Annotated in this window: 21 protein-coding genes; 6 read left to right on the top strand and 15 right to left on the bottom strand. The window is 39.2% G+C overall.

Annotated features, from left to right (window positions below):
- Positions 1-66: 66 nt before the first annotated feature.
- The 6 genes from HJC33_RS01605 to HJC33_RS01580 form a co-directional block, all read right to left on the bottom strand.
- Positions 67-825 (bottom strand): hypothetical protein, encoded by a 759-nt coding sequence (locus tag HJC33_RS01605; RefSeq protein WP_171657041.1) that lies wholly within the window; start codon positions 823-825, stop codon positions 67-69.
- Positions 826-872: 47 nt separating this feature from the next.
- Positions 873-1,859: a YpdA family putative bacillithiol disulfide reductase gene (locus tag HJC33_RS01600; protein WP_171657040.1), complete on the bottom strand. Its 987-nt coding sequence runs from the start codon at positions 1,857-1,859 to the stop codon at positions 873-875.
- Positions 1,859-2,518, bottom strand: coding sequence for a ribulose-phosphate 3-epimerase (gene rpe / locus HJC33_RS01595; protein ID WP_171657039.1), 660 nt, complete (start codon positions 2,516-2,518; stop codon positions 1,859-1,861). Before rpe ends, HJC33_RS01600 begins: the two co-directional genes overlap by 1 nt.
- Before the next feature lie 104 nt (positions 2,519-2,622).
- Entirely contained in the window at positions 2,623-4,836 is a 2,214-nt protein-coding gene (locus tag HJC33_RS01590) for a DUF5916 domain-containing protein (protein WP_171657038.1), read from the bottom strand.
- A gap of 213 nt (positions 4,837-5,049) precedes the next feature.
- Entirely contained in the window at positions 5,050-5,805 is a 756-nt protein-coding gene (locus HJC33_RS01585; protein ID WP_171657037.1) for a LytR/AlgR family response regulator transcription factor, read from the bottom strand.
- A 13-nt stretch (positions 5,806-5,818) separates the two neighbouring features.
- Positions 5,819-6,826 carry a sensor histidine kinase gene (locus HJC33_RS01580; protein ID WP_171657036.1) on the bottom strand — a complete coding sequence of 336 codons (1,008 nt, stop codon included), beginning with the start codon at positions 6,824-6,826 and terminating at the stop codon, positions 5,819-5,821.
- 358 nt (positions 6,827-7,184) lie between these two features.
- On the opposite strand from HJC33_RS01580, the gene HJC33_RS01575 reads away from it, so the two are divergent.
- On the top strand, positions 7,185-7,607 hold the full coding sequence (locus tag HJC33_RS01575; RefSeq protein ID WP_216366627.1) for a fumarylacetoacetate hydrolase family protein: 423 nt from the start codon (positions 7,185-7,187) through the stop codon (positions 7,605-7,607).
- A 113-nt stretch (positions 7,608-7,720) separates the two neighbouring features.
- The gene (locus HJC33_RS01570; protein ID WP_171657035.1) at positions 7,721-9,295 is read left to right on the top strand and encodes an aldehyde dehydrogenase (NADP(+)); all 1,575 of its coding nucleotides are present in this window, start codon (positions 7,721-7,723) and stop codon (positions 9,293-9,295) included.
- A 168-nt stretch (positions 9,296-9,463) separates the two neighbouring features.
- Here HJC33_RS01570 and HJC33_RS01565 read toward each other — a convergent pair whose 3' ends face one another.
- The 3 genes from HJC33_RS01565 to rpsO all read right to left on the bottom strand — a co-directional run bounded on the left by HJC33_RS01565 (position 9,464) and on the right by rpsO (position 13,206).
- Positions 9,464-10,327 (bottom strand): sigma-70 family RNA polymerase sigma factor, encoded by an 864-nt coding sequence (locus HJC33_RS01565; protein ID WP_036382919.1) that lies wholly within the window; start codon positions 10,325-10,327, stop codon positions 9,464-9,466.
- A 166-nt stretch (positions 10,328-10,493) separates the two neighbouring features.
- A complete protein-coding gene (locus tag HJC33_RS01560) occupies positions 10,494-12,716 on the bottom strand; it encodes a polyribonucleotide nucleotidyltransferase (RefSeq protein ID WP_171657034.1) in 2,223 nt (740 codons plus the stop codon).
- Positions 12,717-12,936: 220 nt separating this feature from the next.
- Positions 12,937-13,206 (bottom strand): 30S ribosomal protein S15, encoded by a 270-nt coding sequence (gene rpsO, locus HJC33_RS01555; protein WP_171657033.1) that lies wholly within the window; start codon positions 13,204-13,206, stop codon positions 12,937-12,939.
- 152 nt (positions 13,207-13,358) lie between these two features.
- Here rpsO and HJC33_RS01550 point away from each other — a divergent pair, with 152 nt between their 5' ends.
- Positions 13,359-14,228, top strand: coding sequence for a hypothetical protein (locus HJC33_RS01550; RefSeq protein ID WP_171657032.1), 870 nt, complete (start codon positions 13,359-13,361; stop codon positions 14,226-14,228).
- Positions 14,229-14,271: 43 nt separating this feature from the next.
- Here the strand turns inward: HJC33_RS01550 and accD are convergent, their stop codons facing one another.
- Genes accD through tamL form a run of 3 tightly spaced genes read right to left on the bottom strand, consistent with a single transcriptional unit; the run spans position 14,272 to position 18,817 of the window.
- Positions 14,272-15,132, bottom strand: a complete 861-nt coding sequence (gene accD, locus HJC33_RS01545) for an acetyl-CoA carboxylase, carboxyltransferase subunit beta (protein ID WP_171657031.1) — start codon at positions 15,130-15,132, stop codon at positions 14,272-14,274.
- 33 nt (positions 15,133-15,165) lie between these two features.
- The gene (gene fbaA, locus HJC33_RS01540) at positions 15,166-16,233 is read right to left on the bottom strand and encodes a class II fructose-bisphosphate aldolase (protein WP_171657030.1); all 1,068 of its coding nucleotides are present in this window, start codon (positions 16,231-16,233) and stop codon (positions 15,166-15,168) included.
- Positions 16,234-16,285: 52 nt separating this feature from the next.
- Positions 16,286-18,817 carry a translocation and assembly module lipoprotein TamL gene (tamL, locus tag HJC33_RS01535; RefSeq protein WP_246245455.1) on the bottom strand — a complete coding sequence of 844 codons (2,532 nt, stop codon included), beginning with the start codon at positions 18,815-18,817 and terminating at the stop codon, positions 16,286-16,288.
- Positions 18,818-18,898: 81 nt separating this feature from the next.
- Here tamL and HJC33_RS01530 point away from each other — a divergent pair, with 81 nt between their 5' ends.
- Positions 18,899-19,606, top strand: coding sequence for a TrmH family RNA methyltransferase (locus tag HJC33_RS01530; protein WP_171657029.1), 708 nt, complete (start codon positions 18,899-18,901; stop codon positions 19,604-19,606).
- A gap of 8 nt (positions 19,607-19,614) precedes the next feature.
- Here the strand turns inward: HJC33_RS01530 and porT are convergent, their stop codons facing one another.
- Positions 19,615-20,313, bottom strand: a complete 699-nt coding sequence (porT, locus tag HJC33_RS01525) for a type IX secretion/gliding motility protein PorT/SprT (RefSeq protein ID WP_171657028.1) — start codon at positions 20,311-20,313, stop codon at positions 19,615-19,617.
- A 4-nt stretch (positions 20,314-20,317) separates the two neighbouring features.
- Positions 20,318-21,046: a bifunctional demethylmenaquinone methyltransferase/2-methoxy-6-polyprenyl-1,4-benzoquinol methylase UbiE gene (gene ubiE, locus HJC33_RS01520; protein ID WP_171657027.1), complete on the bottom strand. Its 729-nt coding sequence runs from the start codon at positions 21,044-21,046 to the stop codon at positions 20,318-20,320.
- 196 nt (positions 21,047-21,242) lie between these two features.
- Here ubiE and trkA point away from each other — a divergent pair, with 196 nt between their 5' ends.
- Together trkA and HJC33_RS01510 are read left to right on the top strand one after the other, a co-directional pair.
- The gene (gene trkA / locus HJC33_RS01515; protein WP_171657026.1) at positions 21,243-22,592 is read left to right on the top strand and encodes a Trk system potassium transporter TrkA; all 1,350 of its coding nucleotides are present in this window, start codon (positions 21,243-21,245) and stop codon (positions 22,590-22,592) included.
- Complete coding sequence (locus HJC33_RS01510) at positions 22,592-24,082, top strand: TrkH family potassium uptake protein (RefSeq protein ID WP_171657025.1); 1,491 nt, start codon at positions 22,592-22,594, stop codon at positions 24,080-24,082. The genes trkA and HJC33_RS01510 overlap by 1 nt, the downstream gene beginning before the upstream one ends.
- A gap of 57 nt (positions 24,083-24,139) precedes the next feature.
- On the opposite strand, the gene HJC33_RS01505 is transcribed toward HJC33_RS01510, so the two are convergent.
- Entirely contained in the window at positions 24,140-25,327 is a 1,188-nt protein-coding gene (locus tag HJC33_RS01505) for a pyridoxal phosphate-dependent aminotransferase (protein ID WP_171657024.1), read from the bottom strand.
- Positions 25,328-25,333 lie beyond the last annotated feature (6 nt).

The following is a 25,333-nucleotide window of genomic DNA, read 5'->3' as shown; positions in this document are numbered from 1 at the left end:
TTGCTCTTAAGGTTAGGGCCAATGATGTAGCTCAGTCCTTTATTGTCTTTTATGGCATTTTAAGGCCTAAAAGGTGTCTTTTTTGTAATTTCTAAGAGCCTCTCTAAAGAATTGAACAGCAATAATGTCATCAACATTGGAAGCAGGTAAAATGGCTCCTTTAAATCCATCATTAATCCATTTACCATTGGAAAGTGTAGGAAATGCCCATGTGTTTAGACTATCATGCCCCCTATACCCACTAATGTAAAAATAGAAGTCATTGCATAAGGTATCTGGGATGGCCATTCCCAATCCCACAGACTTTCCAGACCCATCATGCAAATGGGCAAAAGCACCTGTGTCAAAATGATGTGGCCAAATCCTAATGTCGGATTCCAGTTTTTCGGCTTCTAAAAACTTAGAAATCACATTTTGGGCCAGTGTTCGTAAACGAATCAGTTCATTGATTTCGTGAGTATCTATTGTGGCAAATTTCTCTTCATTACTCATGGAGTAAGGTAAAGTATAATGCAAGTTGTAGGTATAGGGTTTGATGAACTTAAAGTTTTCTGCTCTTTTAGTAATCCAGGTCACTACTTCTTGTTGAGTTTTTCCCTTTAGGGAAAAAGATTCAGAAGAACTGGACTTCCACTCCAGAGAAAAGGTCTCATAATTCAAACTTAATTGGGTATTGCTGTCACCCAAAGGCCAAGTTAACAAACTCTTTTCTGCAATGGAGAATTCCAAATTGGTATGACTGTCATCCGACTTGTGTTCCAAAAAGCTTTTTCCAGCTGCAGCTAAATATTGGGCAGCCAAATGTAGTTGTTTGATTATTTCCATAGTGTCCAAAAAGAGTCCACTTGAAAATACGAAATTTTAAGCGGTTTTTAGGAATCCTTTGCCGTGGGCTGCATCTTGTGCTTAATGCTTTTAATGATAATTGGAGCATGGATTCTTGAGTTTTCAATGAACCATTTATGGGTTTCCATTCCTCCGCAGATCACACCCGCTAAAAATAACCCAGGTATATTGGTTTCCATGGTTTCAGGATCATAGGTGGGCAGTCTTTTTTGATCTTGGGAGAGTGTGATGCCCAAATGTTCTAAAAACTCAAAATTGGGCTTGTACCCAGTAAGGGCCAATACAAAGTCATTAGCAAGGGAAATTTCACCTTCTGGCGTTTGTAAAAGAATCTCATTTTCCTTGATTTCGATTACTTCAGAATTGTAATAAGCCTTAATACTGCCTTCCTCAATACGATTGATGATATCTGGACGTACCCAATATTTTACTCTTTTGCCAACTTCTGGACCGCGAATGATCAAAGTGACCTCTGCACCCTTCCTCCAACATTCCAAAGCTGCATCAATGGCTGAATTACTGGCTCCAACTACAGCTAATTTTTGATTGGCATAAAAATGAGGGTCTTTATAGTAGTGTGAAACTTTGGGGAGGTCCTCACCAGGAACATTTATGGTATTAGGAAGGTCATAAAAGCCTGTGGCCACAATAACATTCTTGGCCATGTACTGGTTTTTATCGGTCTGTATGTGAAATTGATTTATTTTCTTTTGGACCTCTATGACTTTTTCAAACAAATGAATGTTCAGCTGATTGGAAGTGACAATTCTGCGGTAATACTCCAACGCTTCGTTGCGTTTGGGCTTGGCCTCTTTACTGATAAATGGAATTTCGTCAATTTCCAACTTTTCCGAAGAGGAGAAAAATTGCATATTGATTGGGTAATTGAACAAGGAATTTACAATGGTGCCTTTTTCAAAAATAATATAGGAAAGTCCATTTTTTTTAGCCTCCAGACCGCAGGCAATTCCTATGGGACCTCCTCCTACAATTACAACATCAAACTCCTGCATTAGGCAATTTCTTCTTTTAAGTTTTTGATGGTCTCAGTTGGATTTTCACTTTTAAACACAAAGCTGCCAGCTACCAATATATCAGTTCCAGCTTCAATTAGTTTTTTTGCGTTGGATGCATTGACCCCGCCATCAATTTCAATCAAAGCATTGGAATTTTTATGTTCGATGAGACTTTTTAAATCCCTGACCTTTTCGTAAGTGTTTTCAATGAGAGATTGTCCACCAAAACCTGGATTTACACTCATCAGATTTACCAGATCTACATCTTTAATAATATCTTCCAATAAACTAATAGGTGTATGCGGGTTTAAGGCAACCCCGGCTTTCATACCTTGCATTTTGATGGTTTGTATGGTCCTGTGCAAATGGGTGCAGGCTTCATAATGGACACATAGGTTATGAGCGCCCAGTTCAGCAAAAGTTGTAATGTACCTGTCTGGGTCAACAATCATCAAATGAACGTCCAATACTTTTTTTGCATGTTTGGCAATGGCTTTCACCACGGGCATTCCAAAGGAAATATTGGGAACAAATACCCCGTCCATGATATCCAAATGGAACCAATCGGCGGCACTGTTGTTTACCATTTCTATATCGCGCTGTAAATTGGCAAAATCAGATGCCAAAAGAGATGGTGCAATGATTTTCTTGCTCATTTAAGAACCATAATGATTTACTACAAAGGTAGTGAAATGTTAAGGCAATACTTTGTGTTATTACTTTAAGTACAGTTGACCGTAAATATAATCTGAAGTATAAGCTATAACCAATAGGTTACTTTAAGAACAATGGATCTATTTTTAATTCCCGACCCTACGGTGTCATAATTTTCATTGAAGATTAAAAAGATATCGGACATAGGACTGTACCGCCATTGCAAACGGGAAAAGACACTGAAATTATCACCTTGGGAATTGTATTGTAGTACATTGCTCATAAACAATTTGTTGGAAAAACTAATATTCCCATTAAATCGCATAAGGTGTAAATCATCCTTTCCAAACCCATCACTCAATTGAATATTATTGTAATCGTAGGTGAGACCAAAGCTGCCCCATGGTCTTAATCGAAATGATCCCTGGACCAAAGCTCCTAATCGGTTTCCGTTGAAAAACTGTCCGTACGCTAAATTGGTATTCCAAACAAAAGTTTTTCGAACATCGGAGCTAAATCTGAGCTCAGACCATAAAAATGAATAGTCTGCTGATGGGATTGGGGTAAAATCATCTCCCAATAAGGAAGTAGGAAACAATAGGTCAACTTTACGGTATCTGGCCAAAAGAGTCATTCTACTTGTATTCTTGTACTCAAAATCATACCCTAAATTGTTCTGACTTTCATTAAAAGTTCCATCAGAATTCAAGTATAGATTGTGCCAGGTTCTAAGTCCATGATAGTTTAGTTTTTTGTTTTCGCCTTCCACAAAGGTTAGATAACGTACCCATGGATTAATCAGGGTATAGCCAACACGGACAGTTTCCTCCGTTTCCGCATTATAATTTTCTAATCTGGGATTAATGCCCAGCTCAGTGATGAAGTTTTCACCGACTACGTTCAAAGTCCAACCAGTTCTAAAACGTTTGGAAGAATAATATCCTTCAAACCCATAAAAATGGGTATTCTCATAATTTTCAGAAGTGAGCGAAGTGTGGTACATAAAGGTATTGTTCAACCTACCACTTTCAGAAACATAACTGAATTCCAATCCAGCATTTCTGGAATATTCCAGTTCTTGGGTGTTGCTGGTTGCTATTCGATTCATAAACAAACCTTTCACCACCGATCGTTTCAATACCTTTTGCTGAAATGCCGCAACACTATAGTTTTGGGCAGCGAATTCGTCGGTACTTCGTGTTTGAATGTTCATGGCACCTATACGTAGGTTAGGAGAAACATTCCCCGTGAGCCTGGCGCCAAAATCTATGGGAATGGCTTCCCCATCCATGATGCCGATTCTTCGAGAGAAAAAAGGTTTGATATCGTAGGTTCCGAAATTGGAAAAAATATCATTGTTTTCAAGAAAGAAGTTACGCTGTTCCGGTAAGAAAATGTTGAAGCGTGTAATGTTGGTAACTTGTTGGTCCACATCAGCATTGGAAAAGTCTGGAAACAGTGTGAGGTCAAGATTAAGACTGCTCGTTAGGGCTACTTTCACCTCTCCGCCCAAGTCACTCTTCAATTGTGCTTCTTGTTGTTCGGTATCTTCATAATCCCTTAAGGATGATGAAGTAACGTATGGGTTTAAAATGAAGGTTCCTTTGGCTTTTTCAGGACTTTGATCCCATTCCAAACTTCCCATGTAGTTCATGCTTACCCCATTGAAATTTACGGGAAACTGTGTCCAGGTGGTGTATGCATTGTTCTGTTTGTCCCCTCGAATAAAGTTAATCCCCCAATCATACTGATTTGCATTGTATCGTAAGGTTTTAAAGGGAATAGCTATTTCCACAACCCAAAATCCTTGATATTGAGCGGTTTTGGAGGACCATTTATTATCCCAATTTTCTGAAAGCCAAGTTTGGGCTCCTTCAATGGTTAGGCTGCCTTCCAATTCAGCCCCCCCTGCAGTCACCCCAAACATGAAACCACTTTGTTTAGTATTGACCGGGTCAAGAACAACAGAAAAATTATCGCTTCCCCAATAGTCATCGTCGTTGTCACGAACTAGTGATTGCACAATGCGTTGTCCTTTGTCATAACATTTGGCAAGAACATAGAGATTTTGGTTGTCATAGGTCATTCTCACTTCTGTCTGATTTTGAGCTTGGCCTGTGTCATTGGGCCAGTGATTGAAGAAACTTGTGGCGAGCTCATGAGCATCCCATTCCTTTTCGCTAATTACTGCGTCCACTTTTACAGGTGAAATCGCTTTTTTGATATGATACTTGAAAAGGGTTCTTGTATCTCCTCCTCCGTTTTGACTAAATCCAACTAAAAATGTAAACAATAAGAAGACAGAGCACACAATTCTCATGAGCTGTTCGTTTTTTGATGATACTCAAAGAACAACTACTTTACAGCTGGCAACAAATGATTTTTGGGTATGCTATCTAAAACAATGATAATGGCGTTTAGATGCAGTTTTGTGCCGAAAACGTCTAGAATCATGTCGAAAATGCTTTTAAAGGAGCATTGAGATTGGATTTAAGGAATGCTTAACAAGATTTGATATTTGAAAAGAACCGATTTAATTGGAATGACTTCGGAGGATATCCAATGCATGGGAGCGGTAGTTACGTCCAATGGGAAGTTCTTTTGCATTTATCTCTACCATAATACTGTTAAAAGCATTTACTTTTTCAATGGCTACAATAAAAGATCTATGTATTCTTAAAAACTGTTTTTTGGGTAATTTTTCAGCTAAATAACCAATACGTTGTGTAGTGGAAATATCACCGCTATCACAAGTATGTATAATGACTTTATCATTTAGACTTTCCAAATATTTAATATCCTTTAGATCCAGTTTCAAGATTTTCCGTTGTGATTTAATGTACAGAACGTCTGGATTTTTTACTTCTGTTTCAATTACGGTTTCTTGTGGGTGATGTGTATCAGTTAGATTAATATCAGGGGAATTCGAAAGATATTTGTTGATTTTTGATATTGTTTTCATAAATCTTCCCAATGAAATGGGCTTCAGCAGATAATCAATAGCATCCAGTTCAAAAGCTCGTATGGCAAATTCTCTGTAAGCTGTAGTGAAAACAATTAAAGGAAGGGTATCAAGAGACTCCAAAAGTTCCATGCCGTTTATTTTGGGCATTTTAATATCTAAAAAGACAACGTCGATGTCTTTGTTCTGCAAGTACCCAAAAGCTTCTACCGCATTGGCACACACAGCTACTACCTCTAATTGATGAATTTGTTTTGCATGTTTTACCAAGACATTTCTGGCCAAAGGCTCATCATCAACAATAATGCATTTAATTTTTTTTGTCATAATCCTTGTGAATTTAAGAACTTAAACCACTAAGGTCAATTTCAAGTTTAACCAAAAAACTATCTGTTTCTTCCAGTATTTTTAATTCATGTTTTTCTGGGAAGAAGAGATCCAATCGACGGCGTACATTTTTAAGGCCAATATTTTTATCACTATCCAGATTTTCATTGGGTTCCGAAGAAGCTTTGCTGTTTTCTACCATGAACTGTAGCTGTTGATTTTCCAACTCTAGTTCTATATTGATCCAAGAATCAGAAATGAGATTGTCCGCTCCATGTTTAAAGGCATTTTCAACAAAGGGCAATAGTAAAAGGGGAGGAATAAGTGTTTCTTGATTGTCATCTTTAATGGAGGTGGTAATTGATAGTTTGTCCCCATAGCGCAATTGCTCCAAAGCAATTAAGTTCATAAGTTGTTCCCATTCTTTTTCTACAGTGATCAATTTATCGTTGCACTCATATAACATGTAGTCCAAAAACTTTGAAAGTCCCAGTACGGCATCAGGTGTTTTTTGGGATTTTTCCAGACTTAAAGAATAAATGCTATTTAGTGTGTTGAATAAGAAATGTGGATGAATCTGAGCCTTTAAAAATTTAAGCTCAGTTTCAACTTTCTCCTTTTCCAAGGTTTTATTGATTTGATCTTTCTGATAGTAAAAACGTTGCAACTTGATGGCCATGGCCACAAAAACAGGGGTATAGACCCTAAGTACTGAATTTAGAACTTTAGGGAAATGCCAAAGAGGGGTTTTCCAATAGCCTTCCTCGTAATGAAACCATCTGTAAAGGTACTGCCAGTTCATATATCTGTCAATCATGGCCATGGTAATGGCAAGGATTACCGTTAGCAGTACATACATCCCCATTTTCTTGGGATATAGATATTTGGGCATTAAATAATATAACGTAATGTAGGTGGGAATCAACTTCCATGGCAATAGAAAAACCAATTCTTGAAATTCTACCCAATAATTATCATCATAACTGCCCCACGTTACTGTAAAAAACAGTGTGTACGCCAACCAAAAGAGGATATGATTGAATATTCGATTTTTTCGATCAAGTATTTTATTGATCATGGTATTCAGCAATAGTTGTAAAGGTTGAAATTACAAAATAGGATAAAGCCATAGGTGTAAAACAGTTAGATAACAGCTTTTGCTAGCCGAATGTCGGTTTCATCCTATTTGGACATTGTCACTATAATATATAATCAGTTATATGGTTTTCTTAACTAAAACCAATGATTTTCTAGTGTTTATAGTTTCTATATAGTTTTATGTAATCGATTGTGTGTATTTGACCAACTAAACAAACGTCGCAGTGAAAAACAACAAACATGACCTTCGAAGTAAGGAATGGTTCGGAAGTAATGATTAAATGGGCTTTGTACATCGCTCATGGTTACGGAACCGGTATCCTGATGATATGTTCAGAGGTAAACCTGTAATTGGAATTTGCAATACATGGTCTCAACCAATCTTATACATCACGTCTTCAGAAAAAATAGTTGGGCATACTATCGGGAATGATATGAGCAGTAGGAGTATCGAGGGTGAAAATCCTTTGTATCTGCCACAAGCCAAAAATTATGACAGAAGTGCTGCTATTGGGACTTGCATTTTTGTAACGGAAGTGCCATTTCCTCAAGAATCTAAGATATATTTGAATATCGTTAGGGAAGGTGCTAAAGTTTTTGAAGGGAAAATAGGGGTGAACCAAATTGTTAGAAATTTTGAGGACATTGTAGTGTACCTATACCGGCATACAACTTTTCCTGATAGCAGTTTTCTAATGACGTGAACGGGTATTGTGCCAGAAGCTAGCTTTACCTTAATGCAAGGTGATGAAATCAACATTACTATAGATCATATAGGAACATTAACAAATACAATCGGATAAAACCACATCCAAAAATGCAATTACACGGAAAGAATTATTTGGGAAATGAGCAATCTAATATGGGGTCGACAACTTTTTATGGTATTGATCCCGCTACAGGAGAAAATCTTGAAACTGCCTTTACAGAAGTCACGGCTGATGAAATAAATACGGCGGTTACAAAGGCAGAAGAAGCATTTAAGGAATATAAGAACAAATCGAGCGCTGAAAAAGCGCTTTTCTTGGATGCCATTGCAGACGAAATTTTAGCATTGGGAGATGCTTTGATCCAGAGAGCTTGCGCTGAAACTGCTTTACCTGAAGGCAGAATTGTAGGAGAACGCGGTAGAACGATGGGGCAGATGAAGTTATTTGCTACCGTTTTGCGTGAAGGTTCGTGGGTAGATGCACGAGTAGATGAAGCCATTCCTGATAGACAACCTTTCCCTAGGGTGGACATTCGCAGTATGTTGCGACCATTGGGACCAGTTGCCGTATTTGGGGCGAGTAATTTTCCTTTGGCTTTTTCTGTAGCTGGTGGCGATACGGCAAGTGCTTTGGCTGCAGGATGTCCTGTGGTTGTAAAAGCGCATCCAGCACACCCCGGTACTTCAGAATTGGTGGCAGGAGCTATTATTTCCGCAGCTAAAAAAACGGGAATGCCTGATGGGGTGTTTTCGATGATCCATGGTATTTCTCACGAGGTTGGAGGAACTTTAGTGGAACATAGCGCTATAAAGGCGGTAGGTTTTACAGGTTCATTGAGAGGAGGGAAGGCTTTGTTTGATATCGCTTCAAGAAGACCCGAACCGATACCTGTTTACGCTGAAATGGGCAGTACAAACCCCGTATTTATTTTGCCCAATGCTATGCAGGAAAGGGGAGAGGATATCAGTAAACAATTGCATGACTCGTTTACCTTGGGTGTTGGTCAATTTTGTACGAATCCAGGTCTTGTTTTTGCGCAAAATTCAGATGAAACAAAACTTTTCGAACGAATGCTTTCCAATCTAACAGCTAATTCCAATTCTGAAACCATGCTTACTGAAGGCATCCACAATGCCTTTGATAGTGGAGCTAGAAACCTATCTTCTCAAGAGGGTGTTGCAACTTTGGCGAAGGCAGAAAAGAAAGGGATCAATCAAGGTAATGCGAGTGTTTTCTCTACAGATGGTCAAAGCTTTTTGACCAATGATTTACTGGAAGAAGAAGTTTTTGGACCTTCTACTTTATTGGTAAATACCAGCAATGCAAATGAAATGCTCCAAATTGCAAAAAATTTACATGGGCATCTAACGGCGACCATTCACGGTACCGAGGAAGATTTAAAAGCAAATACAGCACTTATTGAAGTTTTGGAAGAAAAAGTAGGACGTTTATTGATTAATGGATTTCCAACTGGGGTTGAGGTATGTTATGCCATGGTTCATGGGGGACCTTATCCTGCAACTACTGACTCTAAATCGACTTCTGTAGGTACAAAGGCTATAGAACGTTTCGCCAGACAAGTATGTTACCAGAACTTCCCAGACTTTTTATTGCCTGATGAACTAAAAAAGGATAATCCGTTGGGCATCATGCGGACGGTAAATGGAGAACAAAAAAGATAAAAACAGACTGTATAAATGAAAAAACTCCGGTAATCAGCCGGAGTTTATTCATCAATCAAAAAACGAACAGTCATGATAAACTGTTGTAGGATTCCAAATTACAACTTTCCTGCCAAAAAAACAATTTAAGACTAATTTAACTGTAATTTGTAAGGATAATAGTTCAAATTATCCCAAATATGTCTTTAAAATCTTACTTCTAGAAGTGTGCTTCAATCGTCTGATTGCTTTTTCCTTTATCTGACGAACACGCTCTCTGGTCAAATCAAAAGTTTCACCAATTTCTTCCAAAGTCATGGAATGTTGACCAGCCAAACCAAAATACAAACGGATCACATCCGCTTCTCTTGGGGTCAAGGTCTCCAAAGCACGCTCAATTTCTGTACGCAAAGATTCATGCAACAATTCTTTATCTGGATTTGGTGATTCACCACTTCGCAATACGTCGTAAAGATTGGAATCTTCGCCATCAATCAATGGAGCATCCATGGATACGTGACGACCTGAGTTTTTCAAGGATTGTTTTACATCCTCAACGGTCATATCCAATTCCTTGGCAATTTCCTCGGCAGAAGGAACACGCTCGTGGGCTTGCTCCAAGAAAGCAAAGGTCTTATTGATCTTGTTAATGGAGCCAATTTTGTTCAAAGGAAGACGAACAATACGAGATTGTTCGGCCAAAGCTTGTAGAATAGACTGGCGAATCCACCAAACGGCGTACGATATAAATTTAAATCCTCGAGTTTCATCAAAACGTTGTGCCGCTTTGATCAATCCCAAGTTTCCTTCATTGATCAAATCAGGAAGGGTCAATCCTTGGTTTTGGTATTGCTTGGCAACAGAAACCACGAATCTGAGGTTGGCTTTAGTTAATTTTTCCAAGGCTACCTGATCTCCCGCTTTAATACGCTGGGCCAATTCCACTTCTTCATCGGCAGTGATCAAATCCACCTTCCCGATTTCCTGTAGGTATTTATCCAACGATGCGGTTTCCCTATTGGTAACCTGTTTTGTAATTTTTAACTGTCTCATCTAAATTTTCCCTTCTATTAAGTTTTTTTGAGTATGGACTCATTAAATTATACGTAGGAAAACGCAAAAAGTTACAATTTGGTAAAATTTATTTGAATTTTTTTCCCTAAAACAACAAACCCCGGGAAAGTTCCCAGGGTTTCTTTTTACATTATCTTGAGAAGATTTAGTCCCTTCTCGGCTTTCTATCTCTGTTGCCACCTCTACGGTCACCACCTTTGTTGCGATCGTTTCGGTCGTTTCTTGGAGGTCTTTCTTTGTAACCCTCTGGTTTTGGCAATAAAGCCTTTCTGGAAACCTTTTCTTTTCGGGTTCTTGGATCCAATCCAAAGTATTTTACATCAAAAACATCACCCATATTAACAACATCAGAAACATTTTCGGTACGTTCCCATGCCAGCTCAGATACGTGAAGCAAAACTTCGTTGCCCGGAGCTTCCATGTATTCCACTACAGCTCCAAAATCCAACATTTTGATAACTTTTACTTCGTAAACGCTACCTACTTCGGGTTTGAACATCACTGCATCAATCTTGGCAATAACAGCATCAATACCAGCTTGATCAGTACCTAAGATTTCCACAATACCTTCTTCTGTATCTGGATCTTCGTTGATTACGATAGTGGTATTGGTTTCTTTTTGCAATTCTTGAATCACTTTACCACCAGAACCAATAACAGCACCAATATATTCACCTGGAATTACCTTGGTCACAATTTTTGGTGCGTAAGATTTAACTTCTGGCCTTGGAGTGTCTATGGTGTCCGTTAGTTTTCCAAGGATATGCATTCTACCATCCTTAGCTTGCATCAACGCTTTTACCAAAATTTCATAGGAAAGTCCTTTTACTTTAATGTCCATTTGGCAAGCAGTGATACCATCTTCGGTACCCGTTACCTTAAAGTCCATGTCTCCCAAGTGGTCTTCATCTCCCAATATATCTGAAAGAACTGCATATTTTCCAGTATCGGTATCGGTAATCAATCCCATAGCGATACCAGAAACTGGTTTTTTCAATTGTACCCCGGCATCCATCAATGCCATGGTCCCAGAACAAACAGTGGCCATGGAGGAGGAACCATTGGATTCCAATACTTCGGAAACTACACGAACAGTATATGGACAATCTTCAGGAATCATTCGCTTCAATGCCCGTTGTGCCAAGTTTCCATGACCTACTTCTCTTCGTGAAGTACCTCTAATTGGTCTTGCTTCACCGGTTGAGAAGGGAGGGAAGTTATAGTGCAAGTAAAAGGTTTCCTCGCCTTCATACGATGGCATATCAATAACGTTGGCTTCCCTTGAAGTACCAAGGGTCACTGTGGCCAAAGCTTGGGTTTCACCTCTGGTAAAAATAGAAGAACCGTGAACAGAAGGTAAATAATCGGTTTCACACCAAATAGGTCTAATTTCATCCGTTTTACGTCCATCCAATCGAAGACCTTCATCCAAAGTAAGGTTTCGAACAGCTTCTTTTTCTGCCTTGTGGTAGTATTTGGATACCAAGCCACCCATTTCTTCCAATTCCTCTTCAGAAAAAGATGCTTTGATTTCTTCCTTAATATTGAAGAAAGCCTCTCCACGTTCTTTTTTGGAAGAACCGGCCTTGGCAATTTCATAAACCTTGTCATAGGCCATGTCATGAATCTTCTTTTGAAGCTCTTCATCCTCTGCTTCGGGCTCGTATTCCCTTGTTTCTTTTTTGCCGAAGGCTTCAGCCAGTTTTACCTGAGCAGCGCACTGTGCTTTAATGGCTTCATGTGCAAATTTGATGGCCTCCACCATTTCTTCTTCTGAAATCTCGGACATTTCACCCTCAACCATCATTACAGAGTCTTCGGAAGCACCAATGACCATGTCAATGTCAGACTCTTTTAGTTGGGCAAAAGTTGGGTTGATGATCAATTCCCCGTTTACACGTCCAACGCGTACTTCAGAAATTGGGCATTCAAAAGGTAGATCCGATAATTGAATAGCTGCTGAGGCTGCCAATCCGGCCATGGCGTCTGGCATTACCGTTTCATCATGCGACATCAATTGAATCATCACCTGGGTTTCAGAGTGATAATCTTTTGGGAACAAAGGTCGAAGTACCCTGTCTACCAAGCGCATGGTCAATACTTCGCCATCACTGGGTCTTGCTTCTCTTTTGAAAAAGCCACCAGGATAACGTCCTGCTGCTGCAAATTTTTCTCTGTAGTCCACGGTCAGTGGTAAAAAATCCACATCAGCAGCTTGATAGTTGGAAACAACTGTACACAATAACATGCACTTTCCAGATTGTACCACTACGGATCCGTGGGCCTGTTTGGCCAATTTTCCAGTTTCGATAGAAATTTCCCTACCGTCACCAAGGTCAATGACCTCTTTAAAAGTTTTTGGAATCATAAAAATTCGTCTTACCTGTACAATTGTTACAGGTCGTTAAACATTTGGTCTACCGCCATCCGGACGGCCGGGTTGTGTTGTTGTTGTGTTTGCCTTTCGGCACGGACCAATGAAAAACTATATGAAGCTTTTTGTGTTTGCCCAATCCTAAAACCGGGACTTTGGCAGTTGGAGCTTTTCCAACTAAAACAAAGGGGAAGCCAAAGCCTCCCCGTTATTTTTATTTTCTGATACCCAACTCTTTAATTAGAGCACGGTACTTTTCAATATCTTTTTTCTTTAGGTAATCCAAAAGACTACGTCTTTTACCTACCAATTTCACCAAAGAACGTTCAGTGTTATAATCTTTGTGGTTCTTTTTAAGGTGTTGTGTCAAATGGTTGATACGATGTGTGAACAATGCAATTTGTCCTTCCGTAGAACCGGTGTTGCTCTCAGAGCCGCCGTGTTTTTTGAAAATCTCGGACTTTACTTCTTTTGTTAAATACATTCCAATATTTATTTAAATGATTTTTATGTACCTGATTGTCTCTCAATCAGCGTGCAAAGATAAGCCTTTTTTTAAAATGAAAAATTTTAACATGAAATTAAACCTTTTGTTTTTGAGTTGGTCTTAGAGGCAAACCTTTAAATTCAATCATTATGAAAAAGAGTCTCAAACAAATGAACTTATTGTCCCCAATACTTTTGGGAGTGGCATTGTTAACCGCTGTTTCCTGTAGTAATGAAGAATCCGACACAGAAGAATTATCGAGCACGGAAGTAATTTCCGCTACAGAATTAAAATATAGTGATGAAACTGAAATGATTTCAGAAGAGATAACTGTCATTGCGGAAGATGTGTATGTGGCAGATGAAATTGCTATAACCTCTAAAAATTATGAATTTGATTATTTGCCAGAATGTGTTACCGTTACCAAAGTGATTACGGATACGACCAAGGATGTTACGATTGACTTTGGAGAAGGATGTGAAATGCCCAACGGAAATGTTCTTGCTGGAATTATCTATTTGAATTATGCTTTGGATATGGAGGCCGCTTCCAAAACCATAGCCTTGACTTTGGAGAATTTTACCTTTAATGGTGTTGCTGTTGAAGGTTCTGCTGATATTTTACGGGTTCGTTCCAATGAAAATGGAAATCCACAGGGAACTTCCAATGCAACATTCACCGCTACATGGCCAGAAGGTGATACTGCATCATTCACTGGAACGCGAACCCGTGAATGGATTGAGGGCTATGGAAGCGGATTTTGGGGTGATAATGTATTTCTTATCACAGGAAAAAGGACTTATACCGGTAGGTTGGGCAATGTATTTGTAAAAGAAGTAACTACTCCATTGCGAAGAGAGCTGTCCTGCAGATTTATTGTAAGTGGGGTTTTGGAAATCTCAAGAAATGATAACACCGTCAGTTTGGATTTTGGAGACGGCAGTTGTGACGCCAAAGGAACATTGACTTATCCTGATGGGTCTGAGGAGGAAATCTTTTTAAGACGTTTTTTGAAATAGCCCTTTGGTAGCAAAAGGAAAAGCCTGCAATTGCAGGCTTTTTTTATAATCTAACCGGTTGGTTGGTAATCAAATCTATATATAGATTGATTTTCCTTTTTAAATCCCTTCTGTGGGAGATAAAATCCAAAAAGCCGTGTTCTTTTAAAAATTCTGAGGTCTGGAATCCATCAGGCAGGTCCTTGCCAGTAGTATCTTTTACTACACGAGGCCCGGCAAAACCAATAAGCGCACCAGGTTCAGCAATATTGATGTCACCCAACATGGCATAAGAAGCTGTGGTTCCACCTGTAGTTGGATCGGTACATAGTGAAATGTATGGGATCTTGGCTTCGGCCAACTGGGCCAACTTTGCGGAGGTTTTTGCCAATTGCATAAGTGAAAGCGCTGCTTCCATCATACGGGCTCCTCCTGATTTTGAAATCATTACAAAGGGTACCTTCTTTCTTTTGGCCACGTCAATGGCTCTGGATATCTTTTCTCCAACCACACTTCCCATGGAACCCCCAATGAAACTAAAGTCCATACAGGCAATCACCAAGTCTTTGCCCATAGATTTTCCAACGGCTGTTCTCACAGCATCTTTCAAACCTGTTTTTTGTTGGGCAGCTTTTAAACGTTCAGAATATTTTTTGGTATCCACAAACTTCAAGGGATCCTTGGAGGATAACTTATCATCCAATTCCTTGAACTTATTGTCATCAAAAAGAATTTCAAAATATTCCTTGCTTCCAATACGAACGTGATAATCGTCCTCAGGGCTAACATAAAAGTTTTTTGCCAAATCCTCGGATTCCACAATTTTTCCAGTGGGAGACTTATACCATAACCCCTTGGGGGTATCTTTTTTTTCCTCGGTGGCAGTTTGTATTCCTTTTTCCTTTCTCTTAAACCAAGACGACATGCAATCAAAATTAAGTTAAACGGGGCCTATAAGCTACAAAGAGTTTACATTGTTGAGGTCTTCAAAGGCCTTTTTTAAGCGCTCCACAAATGTTTTTTCGCCTTCGCGTAACCAAACACGTGGGTCGTAGAACTTTTTATTGGGTTGGTCATCTCCTTCGGGATTGCCAATTTGGGATTTTAGATATTCTGCTTTACCTCCCATGTAATCCCTTATTCCTGTTAGGAAGGCATATTGTAAATCGGTATCAATGTTCATTTTGATGACACCGTAACCGATAGCTTCCCGAATTTCTTCCACTGTAGAACCAGATCCACCGTGGAATACGAAATCTATATGATTGTGTTCCACACCATATTTCTCTGTGATGAATTCTTGGGAATTTTTCAAGATTTTAGGTGTAAGCTTTACGTTTCCAGGTTTGTATACCCCATGTACATTACCGAAAGCAGCAGCAACAGTAAATCTGTGGCTTACTTTGGAAAGTTCTTCATAAGCGTAAGCAACCTCTTCAGGCTGGGTGTATAACTTGGAATCATCAACATCTGTGTTGTCCACACCATCTTCTTCACCTCCAGTGATTCCCAATTCAATTTCCAAGGTCATGTCCATTTTGCTCATGCGCTCCAAATAACTCTTGCAGATTTCCATGTTTTCTTCAAGAGGTTCTTCGGATAGATCAATCATGTGCGAACTGAACAGGGACTTTCCAGTTGCTGCAAAATGCTCTTCACTGGCATCCAATAGACCATCAATCCATGGTAATAATTTTTTGGCACAGTGATCGGTATGTAAAATTACAGTAGCTCCGTAAGCTTCTGCAAGTTGATGCACATGTTTGGCACCTGCAACAGCTCCAAGAACGGCCGCTTTTTGATCTTCGTTGGAAAGGCCTTTTCCTGCGTTGAATTGTGCTCCTCCATTTGAAAATTGGATAATAACGGGGGAATTCAATGAGGCCGCGGTTTCCAGAACAGAATTTATAGTGTTGGATCCTATTACGTTTACGGCGGGCAATGCATAGCCGTTTTCTTTTGCGTGATTAAAAATAGCTTGAACTTCATCGCCAGTAGCAACTCCCGGCTTAATGTTGTGGGACATACTTAGTTGGTTTCGGATTAAATTAGGCCACAAAAGTAATAAATTATTTAGTCTAGAAAGGATAATTGATTCCGATATTAAAAACCGCATTTCTAAGGTTGTAACCTTTGAACCAACGATTTCCTTCTTCCTCCGCAGGGTTATATGTTTTGAATCCCACATCGAGCCTAAAGACAAAGTACGTAAAATCATAACGCAAACCGAGTCCGGTTCCTAGAGCAATATCATTTAAAGAATCAAAACCTGTAAAAATGGCATCTGGATTGTCCTCACTATCAAATACATTCCAAATATTCCCGGCATCGGCAAAGAAGGCACCTTTTACATCACCTGCTATGGGAAAGCGATATTCCAAATTGAAGGCAAGTTTTAAATTGGCTTCGTTAAAATCATTGATATTATTGGTTTTTCCAGGTCCAAGTTCATAAGCATTCCAAGCTCTGTTGTCATTGGAGCCACCAGCAAAATAACTTCGAACAAAAGGGATGCTTTCAGAATTTCCGTAGGGAACTGCCATGCCCATAAAGCTTCTAAAGGCAATTACACTGGAATTGCCTACTCCCCAATGTCTAATAAAATCAAACTCAGTTTTAAGGTATTGTGAAAAGGGAACGCTAAACACCAAAAGTTGGTCATTGTCATTTTTATTATAAGGAATCACACTTTCCAGCATTGCAAGGAGGTTACCTGCACTTTCCAATTTAATTTGGTATTGATAAAAATCTCTATCATTAATATCTCCTTTGTTGTTTTTGGAAAAAGTATAGTTGGATGCAAAAATCAAGTTGTTCTCTGTTAAACGTTGGCGACGTTCTTCAACGCTATTGACTTGATCAAGATCTTCACTGGATACTTGAATTTCATTGCTCAAAACAGCTTGTGTGAAGCCTGTGGTGCCATCAGGAATGGATAAACGCAAAGGGTCCACTATACTATTGGTCTCTTCAAAGAAAGATGCGTACTGGGGGTCATCTTGGAAATCGTCCGCGATATCATCCAAACTTCTGTAGGTATTTCGATATACGTTGAAAAAATTATCAGGATTTACATTTCGGACAAATTCGACATTTAGCAGCTCAATTTCGTTTTTTATTTTGGTGGTCGGTGACCAATTGTATGATAAAACGGTATTGAGCGATTGTTTGTCCAGACCAATGTTCCGTTGAAAGTTTGTACCTACCAAAAACCTACTTTGCGGCAACATATAGTAGGGAATAATTTTCTCAGTATTTAAAGGGAACCAGATTCTGGGAAAGGTAATATTGATGTCACCTCCTATTTCTGAAGTAAAAGTTTCGTCTGACAGAGAAGCATCGCTTAAAAGGCCAATTGAACTCCTAGCGGAAACATTTAAAGTCTCAGCTCCCCCGAAGACATTTCTGGTAATCACCGTTGCACTAAGAGCGGTACCCACTTGTTGAATATTGGAGTGGGTAACGTCCAAATCCAAATTCAAAGAAAACTTGGGCCGAGGGGCCAAATAAATATTGGAAACCAGTTGTGTGTGCGTTGAATCCGGAATAAACTCAATATTGGGATATTTAAAAGTGTTCAGGTTGGTAATTTGCCTATAGGTGCGTATTCTGTCCAAATCCCTATAAATACTGTCTTTTTCAAAGAAAATAGCGTCAGTAAGTGCTTTGGGACGATAATTTAGTTCACCATCATAAAAAATGGTGTAGTTTTCATAGTCGATTGATTTCAAGGAATCCAAACTTCCTCCAATCAAGTAATCTGCATAGACATTTATTTTTTTGAAGCGATGGATGCGATAGACATCGCCAACAGATGCAGAGTCGTTGGCACTTCGAGGTAGCTGAACGTTTAGTTGCACATCCATCAATTGGTCATTGGCAACTTGTGAAGTATCCCTAAGAATATCATAATTAATGGAGCTTTCCTGAAAGTTATAAACCCCTGAATTGCGAAAAAGTGTAGTTAGGCGCTCCCGTTCCAAATTGAATTTTGCCAAATCAAACTGATCTCCAGATTTAACATAGGATTCGCTGGCGGTGCCATTATAAATGGAATCCAATTCTGGAGAGGTGATGTTTTTTTGAACAGTATCTATTATAAATGGGTTTCGCAATGCAATTTTATAAGCTATTTCAGCTCTTTTTTTCCTTTTCCCATTAATAATCTCATAAGAACCTGAATTGTTGAAATATCCCTTACTATTGTAATAAGCCTCAAGCCTGTCCACAGTTTTTTGGGTCAGCGAAGTGTCTATGACAACAGGAGGTTCTCCAATTCGTTTTAAAAATTCGCTGGCGCCACTGACCACAAAAGATTCTTTAAGACGATTCACCTGCTTTTGAGAAAGTAGGTTGTTCAATCTTTTTTTACGTTTTTCTTTTCTGTGCAACCAATTTTGAAAGGAAGAGTCTGGATTTTCCTTGGCCAAATTGTAAAAGTTTAAACGCAGGGGATACCCCAATACACTACTATTGGGTTTTTGGACAATCAGACTTCTAATGTCACTGTCCGTAATCTTTTCCTCATCGGCATAAATACTGTTTTTGGTTAACAGTAATTCATCATCACCAACCTTTTTTAGGGTGTTGCAACCGGTTGTGGTTAACATAAGCAACAATAATCCTATTTTTGCCCAGTTGCACATTAGACTTAAAGAACCCCTCATAGACGCCAAAAATACACGATTTAGATGGTTACGAAAAACCAAATTAAACTAGTAACAAGCCTACAGCAAAAAAAGTACCGAACTAAACACGGGTTGTTTGTGGTAGAGGGTAAGAAGACGGTAAATGAGCTTTTGGAAGCTGGATTTAAACCTTTTTTGCTACTTACGGAGAATCAACAAGATGATGATTTTGAAACTGTTTCTCGATCAGAACTAAAATTGATGAGTTCACAGACCAACCCTAGTGGTATTTTAGGAGTTTTTTACATTCCTGAAGCTAAAGCTATTGAAGTTGAGGATTGGATTGTTGCGGTTGATGCAGTTCGGGATCCTGGAAATTTGGGAACCATAATTCGTTTATGTGATTGGTTTGGGATAGAACACTTGATTTGTTCTTCGGATACTGTTGATTGTTATAACCCTAAAGTGTTGCAAGCTACAATGGGGTCTATAGCACGGGTAAATGTTGCCTATGTTGATTTGTTGAACTATCTAAAAAGCACAGAACTTCCTATTTATGGCGCCTACATGGACGGAGAAACGGTTTACGAAGAAAAACTTTCTCAAAAAGGTGTTTTGGTTATGGGCAACGAAGCCAACGGAATTTCAGATGCAGTAAGTGCATTAATTACCAAACGATTATCTATCCCTCAATTTGGGAGCGCTACTACAGAAAGTTTAAATGTAGCCACTGCAACGGCTATCCTTCTAAATGAGATAAGAAGAGGGTAGGCCGAAAATTACTCAAAAGTAAAATTGATAAATAAGCCCCTGGTTCGCATCGCATCTATGTTTCCGGTCCAAGGACTGTTCGGGTCGTTATCACGAACTAGCTCATCAGTAAGGGCAAATACCCCACGTATAGAAGGCGAAAACTTAAAATATTCGGTGTAAATATCAATACCAAAGCCCAATTCGTAGCCATAGACATTCTTTTTCATTCTAAATTCGCCACTACTGTTGTCATCAAGGCTATCTTCTTTACTTCCTAGATTCAAGGAGGTATATACCCCCGCTGTGATATAGGGCTTCCAATTGCCAAACCTTCTGGCGCTGGCCTTAATGAGCAAAGGAAATCTAATGTAAGTTGATTTTACTTCTCTAATAGCATCTTGTTGGGTGGTAAAACCTGGAAATCCTAAAGTTCTGCCCGTATACAACAGTCCGGGCTCAAAACGGGCATCCAAAAATTCGTTGATTCTTATTTCCCCGATCAAACCTACATTGAACCCCAAGCTTTTATCGACCAAAACATCTTGTCCAATTTCATTTTTATAATCAAATTGAAAATCATATTGGTTAAAACCGAGGTAATATCCCCAGTTCAATAATCTTTTGTCTTCGTTCTGAAGATTTAGGATAGGGTCTTTCCTAAATTGGGCTATGGAATAGTGGCCGACCAAAAAGAGTAGGCCAAGGAGGATGAGGGTTTTTTTCATCTAATTATTTTGTAGCGACATATATGGATGCCACCCCAAATGTCTGGGGTCTGTTCTCTATACCTATAAACCCAATTTTGTGCAAAATATTGTTGAATGCCTGCCCATGTGGAAAAACAGATGCAGATTCGCTCAAATAAGCGTATGCTGAGCGGTCTTTTGAAAATATTTTTCCTATACTGGGCAGAATAAATTTGGTGTAGAAACGGTATCCTTGTTTATATGGTGTTTTACTGGGCACAGAAGTTTCAAGTATGACCAAACTGCCTCCAGATTTCAATACTCGTTTTATTTCCTGAAGACCTTTTTCCAAGTTTTCAAAATTTCTTACACCAAAAGCAACGGTTACTGCATCAAAAGTTGCATCCTCAAAGGGTAAGTTTTCACTATCGCCTACCACCATTTCTATCCGGTCTTGCAAATTTTTATCTTGAATCTTAGTTTTCCCTACCTCCAACATTTTTGGAGATAAATCCAACCCTACAATTCTATCTGCACCGGTATTTGTCATTGCTATGGCTAGATCACCTGTTCCGGTAGCTATATCCAGAATCGTTTTTGGGGCTTTTTTTTTCAATAACGCTACAACACGCTTTCTCCATTTTATATCAATGCCAAAAGAAATCACACGGTTCAGTCCATCATAATCGTCAGAAATGGTATCGAACATTTGCCGTACCTGTTCCTTTTTTCCCAGCTCAGAATCCTTATAAGGTTTTACTTTTTCAGACATTGATTTAATTTGCAGGCAAATATACAATTTGGGATATGGAAGAGGGACAAAAATATTTGTGTAATTTTGCTCCGCACAATGGAAAACTTTTCCATATTATGTTGAGAATCCGTCTTAAAGACCGTGTACCCTTTTCTTTTTTAACCGTTTGTGGGTACAGATTGAATTTATTTAGGAACATATCTTATTCCAATCAATGAAGATAATAATTGCGGGAGCTGGTGAGGTAGGCTTTCATTTGGCGAAACTGTTGTCATATGAAGCACAGGATATCACATTGATAGATACCGACAAAGAAAGTTTGGCGTATGCCGATAGCCATTTAGATATTAGGGTGCTCCGTGGGGATGCTACCTCTATTGAAGTTTTAAGGGAAGCCCGAGTTGACAGTTCGGAGTTGGTTATAGCTGTTACCGCTTCAGAAACCACCAATATTACCCTTTGCTTTTTGGCCAAACAATTGGGCTGTAAGCGCACCATTGCAAGAATTTCCAATACAGAGTTTATGGATAACCGTGGACTCATAAGGTTTGATGAGCTGGGAATTGATGAATTGATTTCGCCAGAACGTTTGGCAGCTATGGAAATTCAATTAATGCTCAACCAATCCGCTTTTAATGATACTTATGAGTTTGAAGATGGTTTGCTGACCATGTTTGGGGTTATTCTCCCCAAAAATGCCCCTTTTGTGGGTAAAATGGTAAAAGAAGCTGCGAGAATCTTTCCAGAATTGCATTTTATGCCTATTGCCCTTCAGCGAATGGGCACTCAATATACCTTGATTCCTAGAGGAGATACAGTATTTAAGGAAGGTGACCAGGTATATTTTATTACCTCCGATCAGGGTGTTGATGAGCTATACAAGCTCACAGGGATGCAAAAGAAAGAAATCAAGAATGTAATGATCTTGGGTGGTAGTAAAGTAGGATTTAAAACCGCCAGAGATCTCTGTACTAAAAAATTCAATGTAAAGCTGATTGAAAAAAACAAGGATAAGGCATTGGATATTGCTGACGATTTACCCCATGCTTTGGTCATTAATGGAGATGGTAGAAATGTAGAGCTTTTGGATGAGGAGAGCTTAGAATCTATGGATGCCTTTATTGCTGTTACTGGAAACTCGGAGACCAATATCATGTCTTGTTTGGTGGCTAAATCCAAAAAGATAAAGAAGACCATTGCCATGGTGGAGAATATGGATTACTTCCAGCTTTCGCAATCCATTGGCGTGGACACCTTAATCAATAAAAAATTATTGGCGGCCAATAGTATTTTTAGATATATCCGAAGAGGTGAGGTTTTGGCCTTGACCCGTTTAAATAATTTGAATGCCGAAATTCTAGAATTTGAGGTGAAAGCCACTTCTTTGGTCAATGGTGAAATTATCCGTGAGTTGAATTTTCCAAGAGAGGCCAGTATTGGTGGGGTCATACGAAATAACGAAGGCATTATTGCACTTGGGGACTTTAAAATCTTAGAAGGTGATAGAGTAGTGGTCTGTTGCTTGCCCAAGGCTATTTCCAGAATAGAAAAGTTGTTCCTGTAATGAGATTGAATGCTCGAATAATCGTGCACATCATGGGGTTATTGCTTTTGTGCAATGGCTCGTTCATGTTATTGGCAGCTTTTGCAAGCGGTATTTTTAAGGATGGAGCCACGCTGGATATTATGCTCGCGGCCATTGTTACCATGTTGTTTGGTGTCATGGCGATGTTCTACACCCGCGGTCATAAGAAAGAAGTAAAACGTAGGGAAGGCTATATGGTGGTCACCTTCGGTTGGGTTATTATGTCTTTGTCAGGGATGTTGCCTTACCTTTTTTCTGGAGCCATTCCTTCAGTTACCGATGCTTTTTTTGAAACTATATCGGGATATACAACAACCGGTGCTTCCATTTTAAATGATATAGAATCTTTGCCCGAAGGTATTTTACTTTGGCGGAGTTTAACCCATTGGATTGGCGGTATGGGAATCATTGTTCTGGCTATCGCAATCCTTCCACTTTTGGGAATTGGCGGTATGCAGTTATTTGCTGCTGAAGCCCCAGGGCCTGGAGGAGATAAACTACATCCAAGGATTACGGACACAGCAAAGCGTTTATGGTTTATCTATTTTGGATATACCATGGCTGAGACGTTGCTGTTGAAGTTGGCTGGAATGTCTTTTTTTGATGCTATCAATCATGCGCTCTCTACACTTTCTACCGGAGGATTTTCAACCAAGAATGCAAGTGTGGCTTATTGGAATGATGCGCCGCTTATTCAATACATCATTATCGTATTTATGTTTTTGGCAGGAACCAATTTTGTGTTGAGCTATTTTGCTTTTACGGGTAAGGTACAGCGGGTATTACGGGATGAAGAGTTTAAGGTGTACTCTATTTTAGTGGCCATTTTTACCATTGTAGCGGGATTAATTATCTATTTTGAAGCAAATGTGCCTGTTTCTGATTACCATCCACAAGTATTGGGAGCTGCTGAGAGTTCCTTTAGGCATGGCCTTTTTCAAGTACTTGCTATTGTTACCACTACTGGTTTTGTATCTGCTGATTTTACCAACTGGACCCCATTTTTAACCGTTTTCTTTTTTGGGCTAATGTTTTTGGGAGGCTCTGCTGGTTCCACAGCTGGGGGAATTAAGGTGATGCGGCATTTACTGATTATTAAAAACGGTATTTTGGAGTTTAAGCGTACACTACATACCAATGCGATTATTCCAGTACGTTATAACCAAAAAACAGTTGACGAGCATATTGTGTACAACGTTATTGCTTTCTTTGTGCTTTACATGCTGCTTTTTATTATTGGAGCATTGGTTTTGGGATATTTAGGGCTGGATTTTGAGTCAGCTATTGGCGGAGCAGCTTCTTCATTAGGAAACGTAGGGCCGGCTTTAGGGGATCTCAATCCTGTGGTCAATTTTAATGCCTTACCCGCTTTTGGTAAATGGTGGTGCGGATTTTTGATGCTTTTAGGAAGACTGGAACTTTTTACCGTCCTGATTTTATTTGTCCCTTATTTCTGGAAAAAAACATAAAAAAACCTCCAAAAATCAAGTTCATGGAGGCTTTGTTTGTGTCTTATTTTTTGTGCTCTAAACCACGTCTTTTATTCTCGATATTGCTTCTTTGATCTCATCTACACTGGCAGCATAGGAAATTCTGATGCTGTTGCCATTTCCGAAGGCATCACCAGTTACGGTTGCAACATTGGCTTCTTCCAACAAGTACATAGCAAAATCGGATGCATTATTGATTTGTTTTCCTTTCAATGTTTTTCCGAAGAATGCACTGATATCTGGGTAAACATAAAAAGCCCCTTGGGGTTCATTGCATTTAAAACCAGGAATGTTGTTGAGTAGTTCTAGAATAAGTTTTCTTCTGTTTTGGAATTCATCCACCATATACTGCACGCGGCTTGGAGATTCCATAAGGGCTGTTATAACTGCACGTTGTGCAATACAATTGGCTCCACTGGTAACTTGTCCTTGAAGCTTATTACAGGCTCTTGCAATATATTTTGGGGCTCCAATATAGCCGATTCTCCAGCCCGTCATGGCGAATGCTTTGGCAACTCCATTAACAGTAACTGTACGGTCGTACATATCTTCAAATGCAGCCATGGAAGCATGTGCAGTTACCCCATAATTAATGTGCTCGTATATTTCGTCGCTTACAACAACAATTTGAGGATATTTTTGAAGTACGTCAGCCAATGCTCTGAGCTCTTCTTTACTATAAATTGACCCACTGGGATTGCATGGAGAACTGTACCAAAGCATTTTAGTCTTTGGAGTAATGGCAGCTTCCAATTGCTCGGGAGTCATTTTAAAATCGTTTTCGATGGAAGTTGCAACTTCAACAGGTATACCATCAGCTAATTTTACAATATCGCTATAGCTGACCCAATAGGGGCATGGCAAAATAACCTCATCACCTTTGTTCAGGCAAGCTTGGGCTACATTGTAGAGTGCTTGTTTTGCGCCAGTGGAAACAACAATTTGAGAAGGATCATAATCAATGCCATTATCTCGTTTGAATTTAGTGATGATGGCATCTTTTAATTCAACATATCCATCTACAGGAGTATAGGAATTGTAACCATCATTAATAGCTTGAATCGCAGCTTCCCTAATATAATCGGGAGTTTTAAAATCTGGTTCACCTAAACTAAGTCCAATGATATCTTTTCCCTCTGCTCTAAGCTCTCTTGCCTTTGCAGCCATTTCTAAAGTTGCCGAAGGAACTAAATTGTTAATCCTGTCGGAAAGTTGGTTGCTCATAATTCC

This window comes from Flagellimonas amphidinii, from assembly GCF_013090115.1.
Lineage (GTDB): Bacteria > Bacteroidota > Bacteroidia > Flavobacteriales > Flavobacteriaceae > Flagellimonas > Flagellimonas amphidinii.
The sequence above is the reverse complement of the archived record's forward strand: the minus strand, read 5'-3'. Positions and strand labels throughout refer to the sequence as shown.

Excerpts from the sequence above, each read along its gene's own strand:
- HJC33_RS01605 (WP_171657041.1), bottom strand. The coding sequence starts at position 825 with ATGGAAATAATCAAACAACTACATTTGGCTGCCCAATATTTAGCTGCA.
- HJC33_RS01600 (WP_171657040.1), bottom strand. The coding sequence starts at position 1,859 with ATGCAGGAGTTTGATGTTGTAATTGTAGGAGGAGGTCCCATAGGAATT.
- rpe (WP_171657039.1), bottom strand. The coding sequence starts at position 2,518 with ATGAGCAAGAAAATCATTGCACCATCTCTTTTGGCATCTGATTTTGCC.
- HJC33_RS01590 (WP_171657038.1), bottom strand. The coding sequence starts at position 4,836 with ATGAGAATTGTGTGCTCTGTCTTCTTATTGTTTACATTTTTAGTTGGA.
- HJC33_RS01585 (WP_171657037.1), bottom strand. The coding sequence starts at position 5,805 with ATGACAAAAAAAATTAAATGCATTATTGTTGATGATGAGCCTTTGGCC.
- HJC33_RS01575 (WP_216366627.1), top strand. The coding sequence starts at position 7,185 with ATGGGCTTTGTACATCGCTCATGGTTACGGAACCGGTATCCTGATGAT.
- HJC33_RS01570 (WP_171657035.1), top strand. The coding sequence starts at position 7,721 with ATGCAATTACACGGAAAGAATTATTTGGGAAATGAGCAATCTAATATG.
- HJC33_RS01565 (WP_036382919.1), bottom strand. The coding sequence starts at position 10,327 with ATGAGACAGTTAAAAATTACAAAACAGGTTACCAATAGGGAAACCGCA.
- HJC33_RS01560 (WP_171657034.1), bottom strand. The coding sequence starts at position 12,716 with ATGATTCCAAAAACTTTTAAAGAGGTCATTGACCTTGGTGACGGTAGG.
- rpsO (WP_171657033.1), bottom strand. The coding sequence starts at position 13,206 with ATGTATTTAACAAAAGAAGTAAAGTCCGAGATTTTCAAAAAACACGGC.
- HJC33_RS01550 (WP_171657032.1), top strand. The coding sequence starts at position 13,359 with ATGAAAAAGAGTCTCAAACAAATGAACTTATTGTCCCCAATACTTTTG.
- accD (WP_171657031.1), bottom strand. The coding sequence starts at position 15,132 with ATGTCGTCTTGGTTTAAGAGAAAGGAAAAAGGAATACAAACTGCCACC.
- fbaA (WP_171657030.1), bottom strand. The coding sequence starts at position 16,233 with ATGTCCCACAACATTAAGCCGGGAGTTGCTACTGGCGATGAAGTTCAA.
- tamL (WP_246245455.1), bottom strand. The coding sequence starts at position 18,817 with ATGTTAACCACAACCGGTTGCAACACCCTAAAAAAGGTTGGTGATGAT.
- HJC33_RS01530 (WP_171657029.1), top strand. The coding sequence starts at position 18,899 with ATGGTTACGAAAAACCAAATTAAACTAGTAACAAGCCTACAGCAAAAA.
- porT (WP_171657028.1), bottom strand. The coding sequence starts at position 20,313 with ATGAAAAAAACCCTCATCCTCCTTGGCCTACTCTTTTTGGTCGGCCAC.
- ubiE (WP_171657027.1), bottom strand. The coding sequence starts at position 21,046 with ATGTCTGAAAAAGTAAAACCTTATAAGGATTCTGAGCTGGGAAAAAAG.
- trkA (WP_171657026.1), top strand. The coding sequence starts at position 21,243 with ATGAAGATAATAATTGCGGGAGCTGGTGAGGTAGGCTTTCATTTGGCG.
- HJC33_RS01510 (WP_171657025.1), top strand. The coding sequence starts at position 22,592 with ATGAGATTGAATGCTCGAATAATCGTGCACATCATGGGGTTATTGCTT.
- HJC33_RS01505 (WP_171657024.1), bottom strand. The coding sequence starts at position 25,327 with ATGAGCAACCAACTTTCCGACAGGATTAACAATTTAGTTCCTTCGGCA.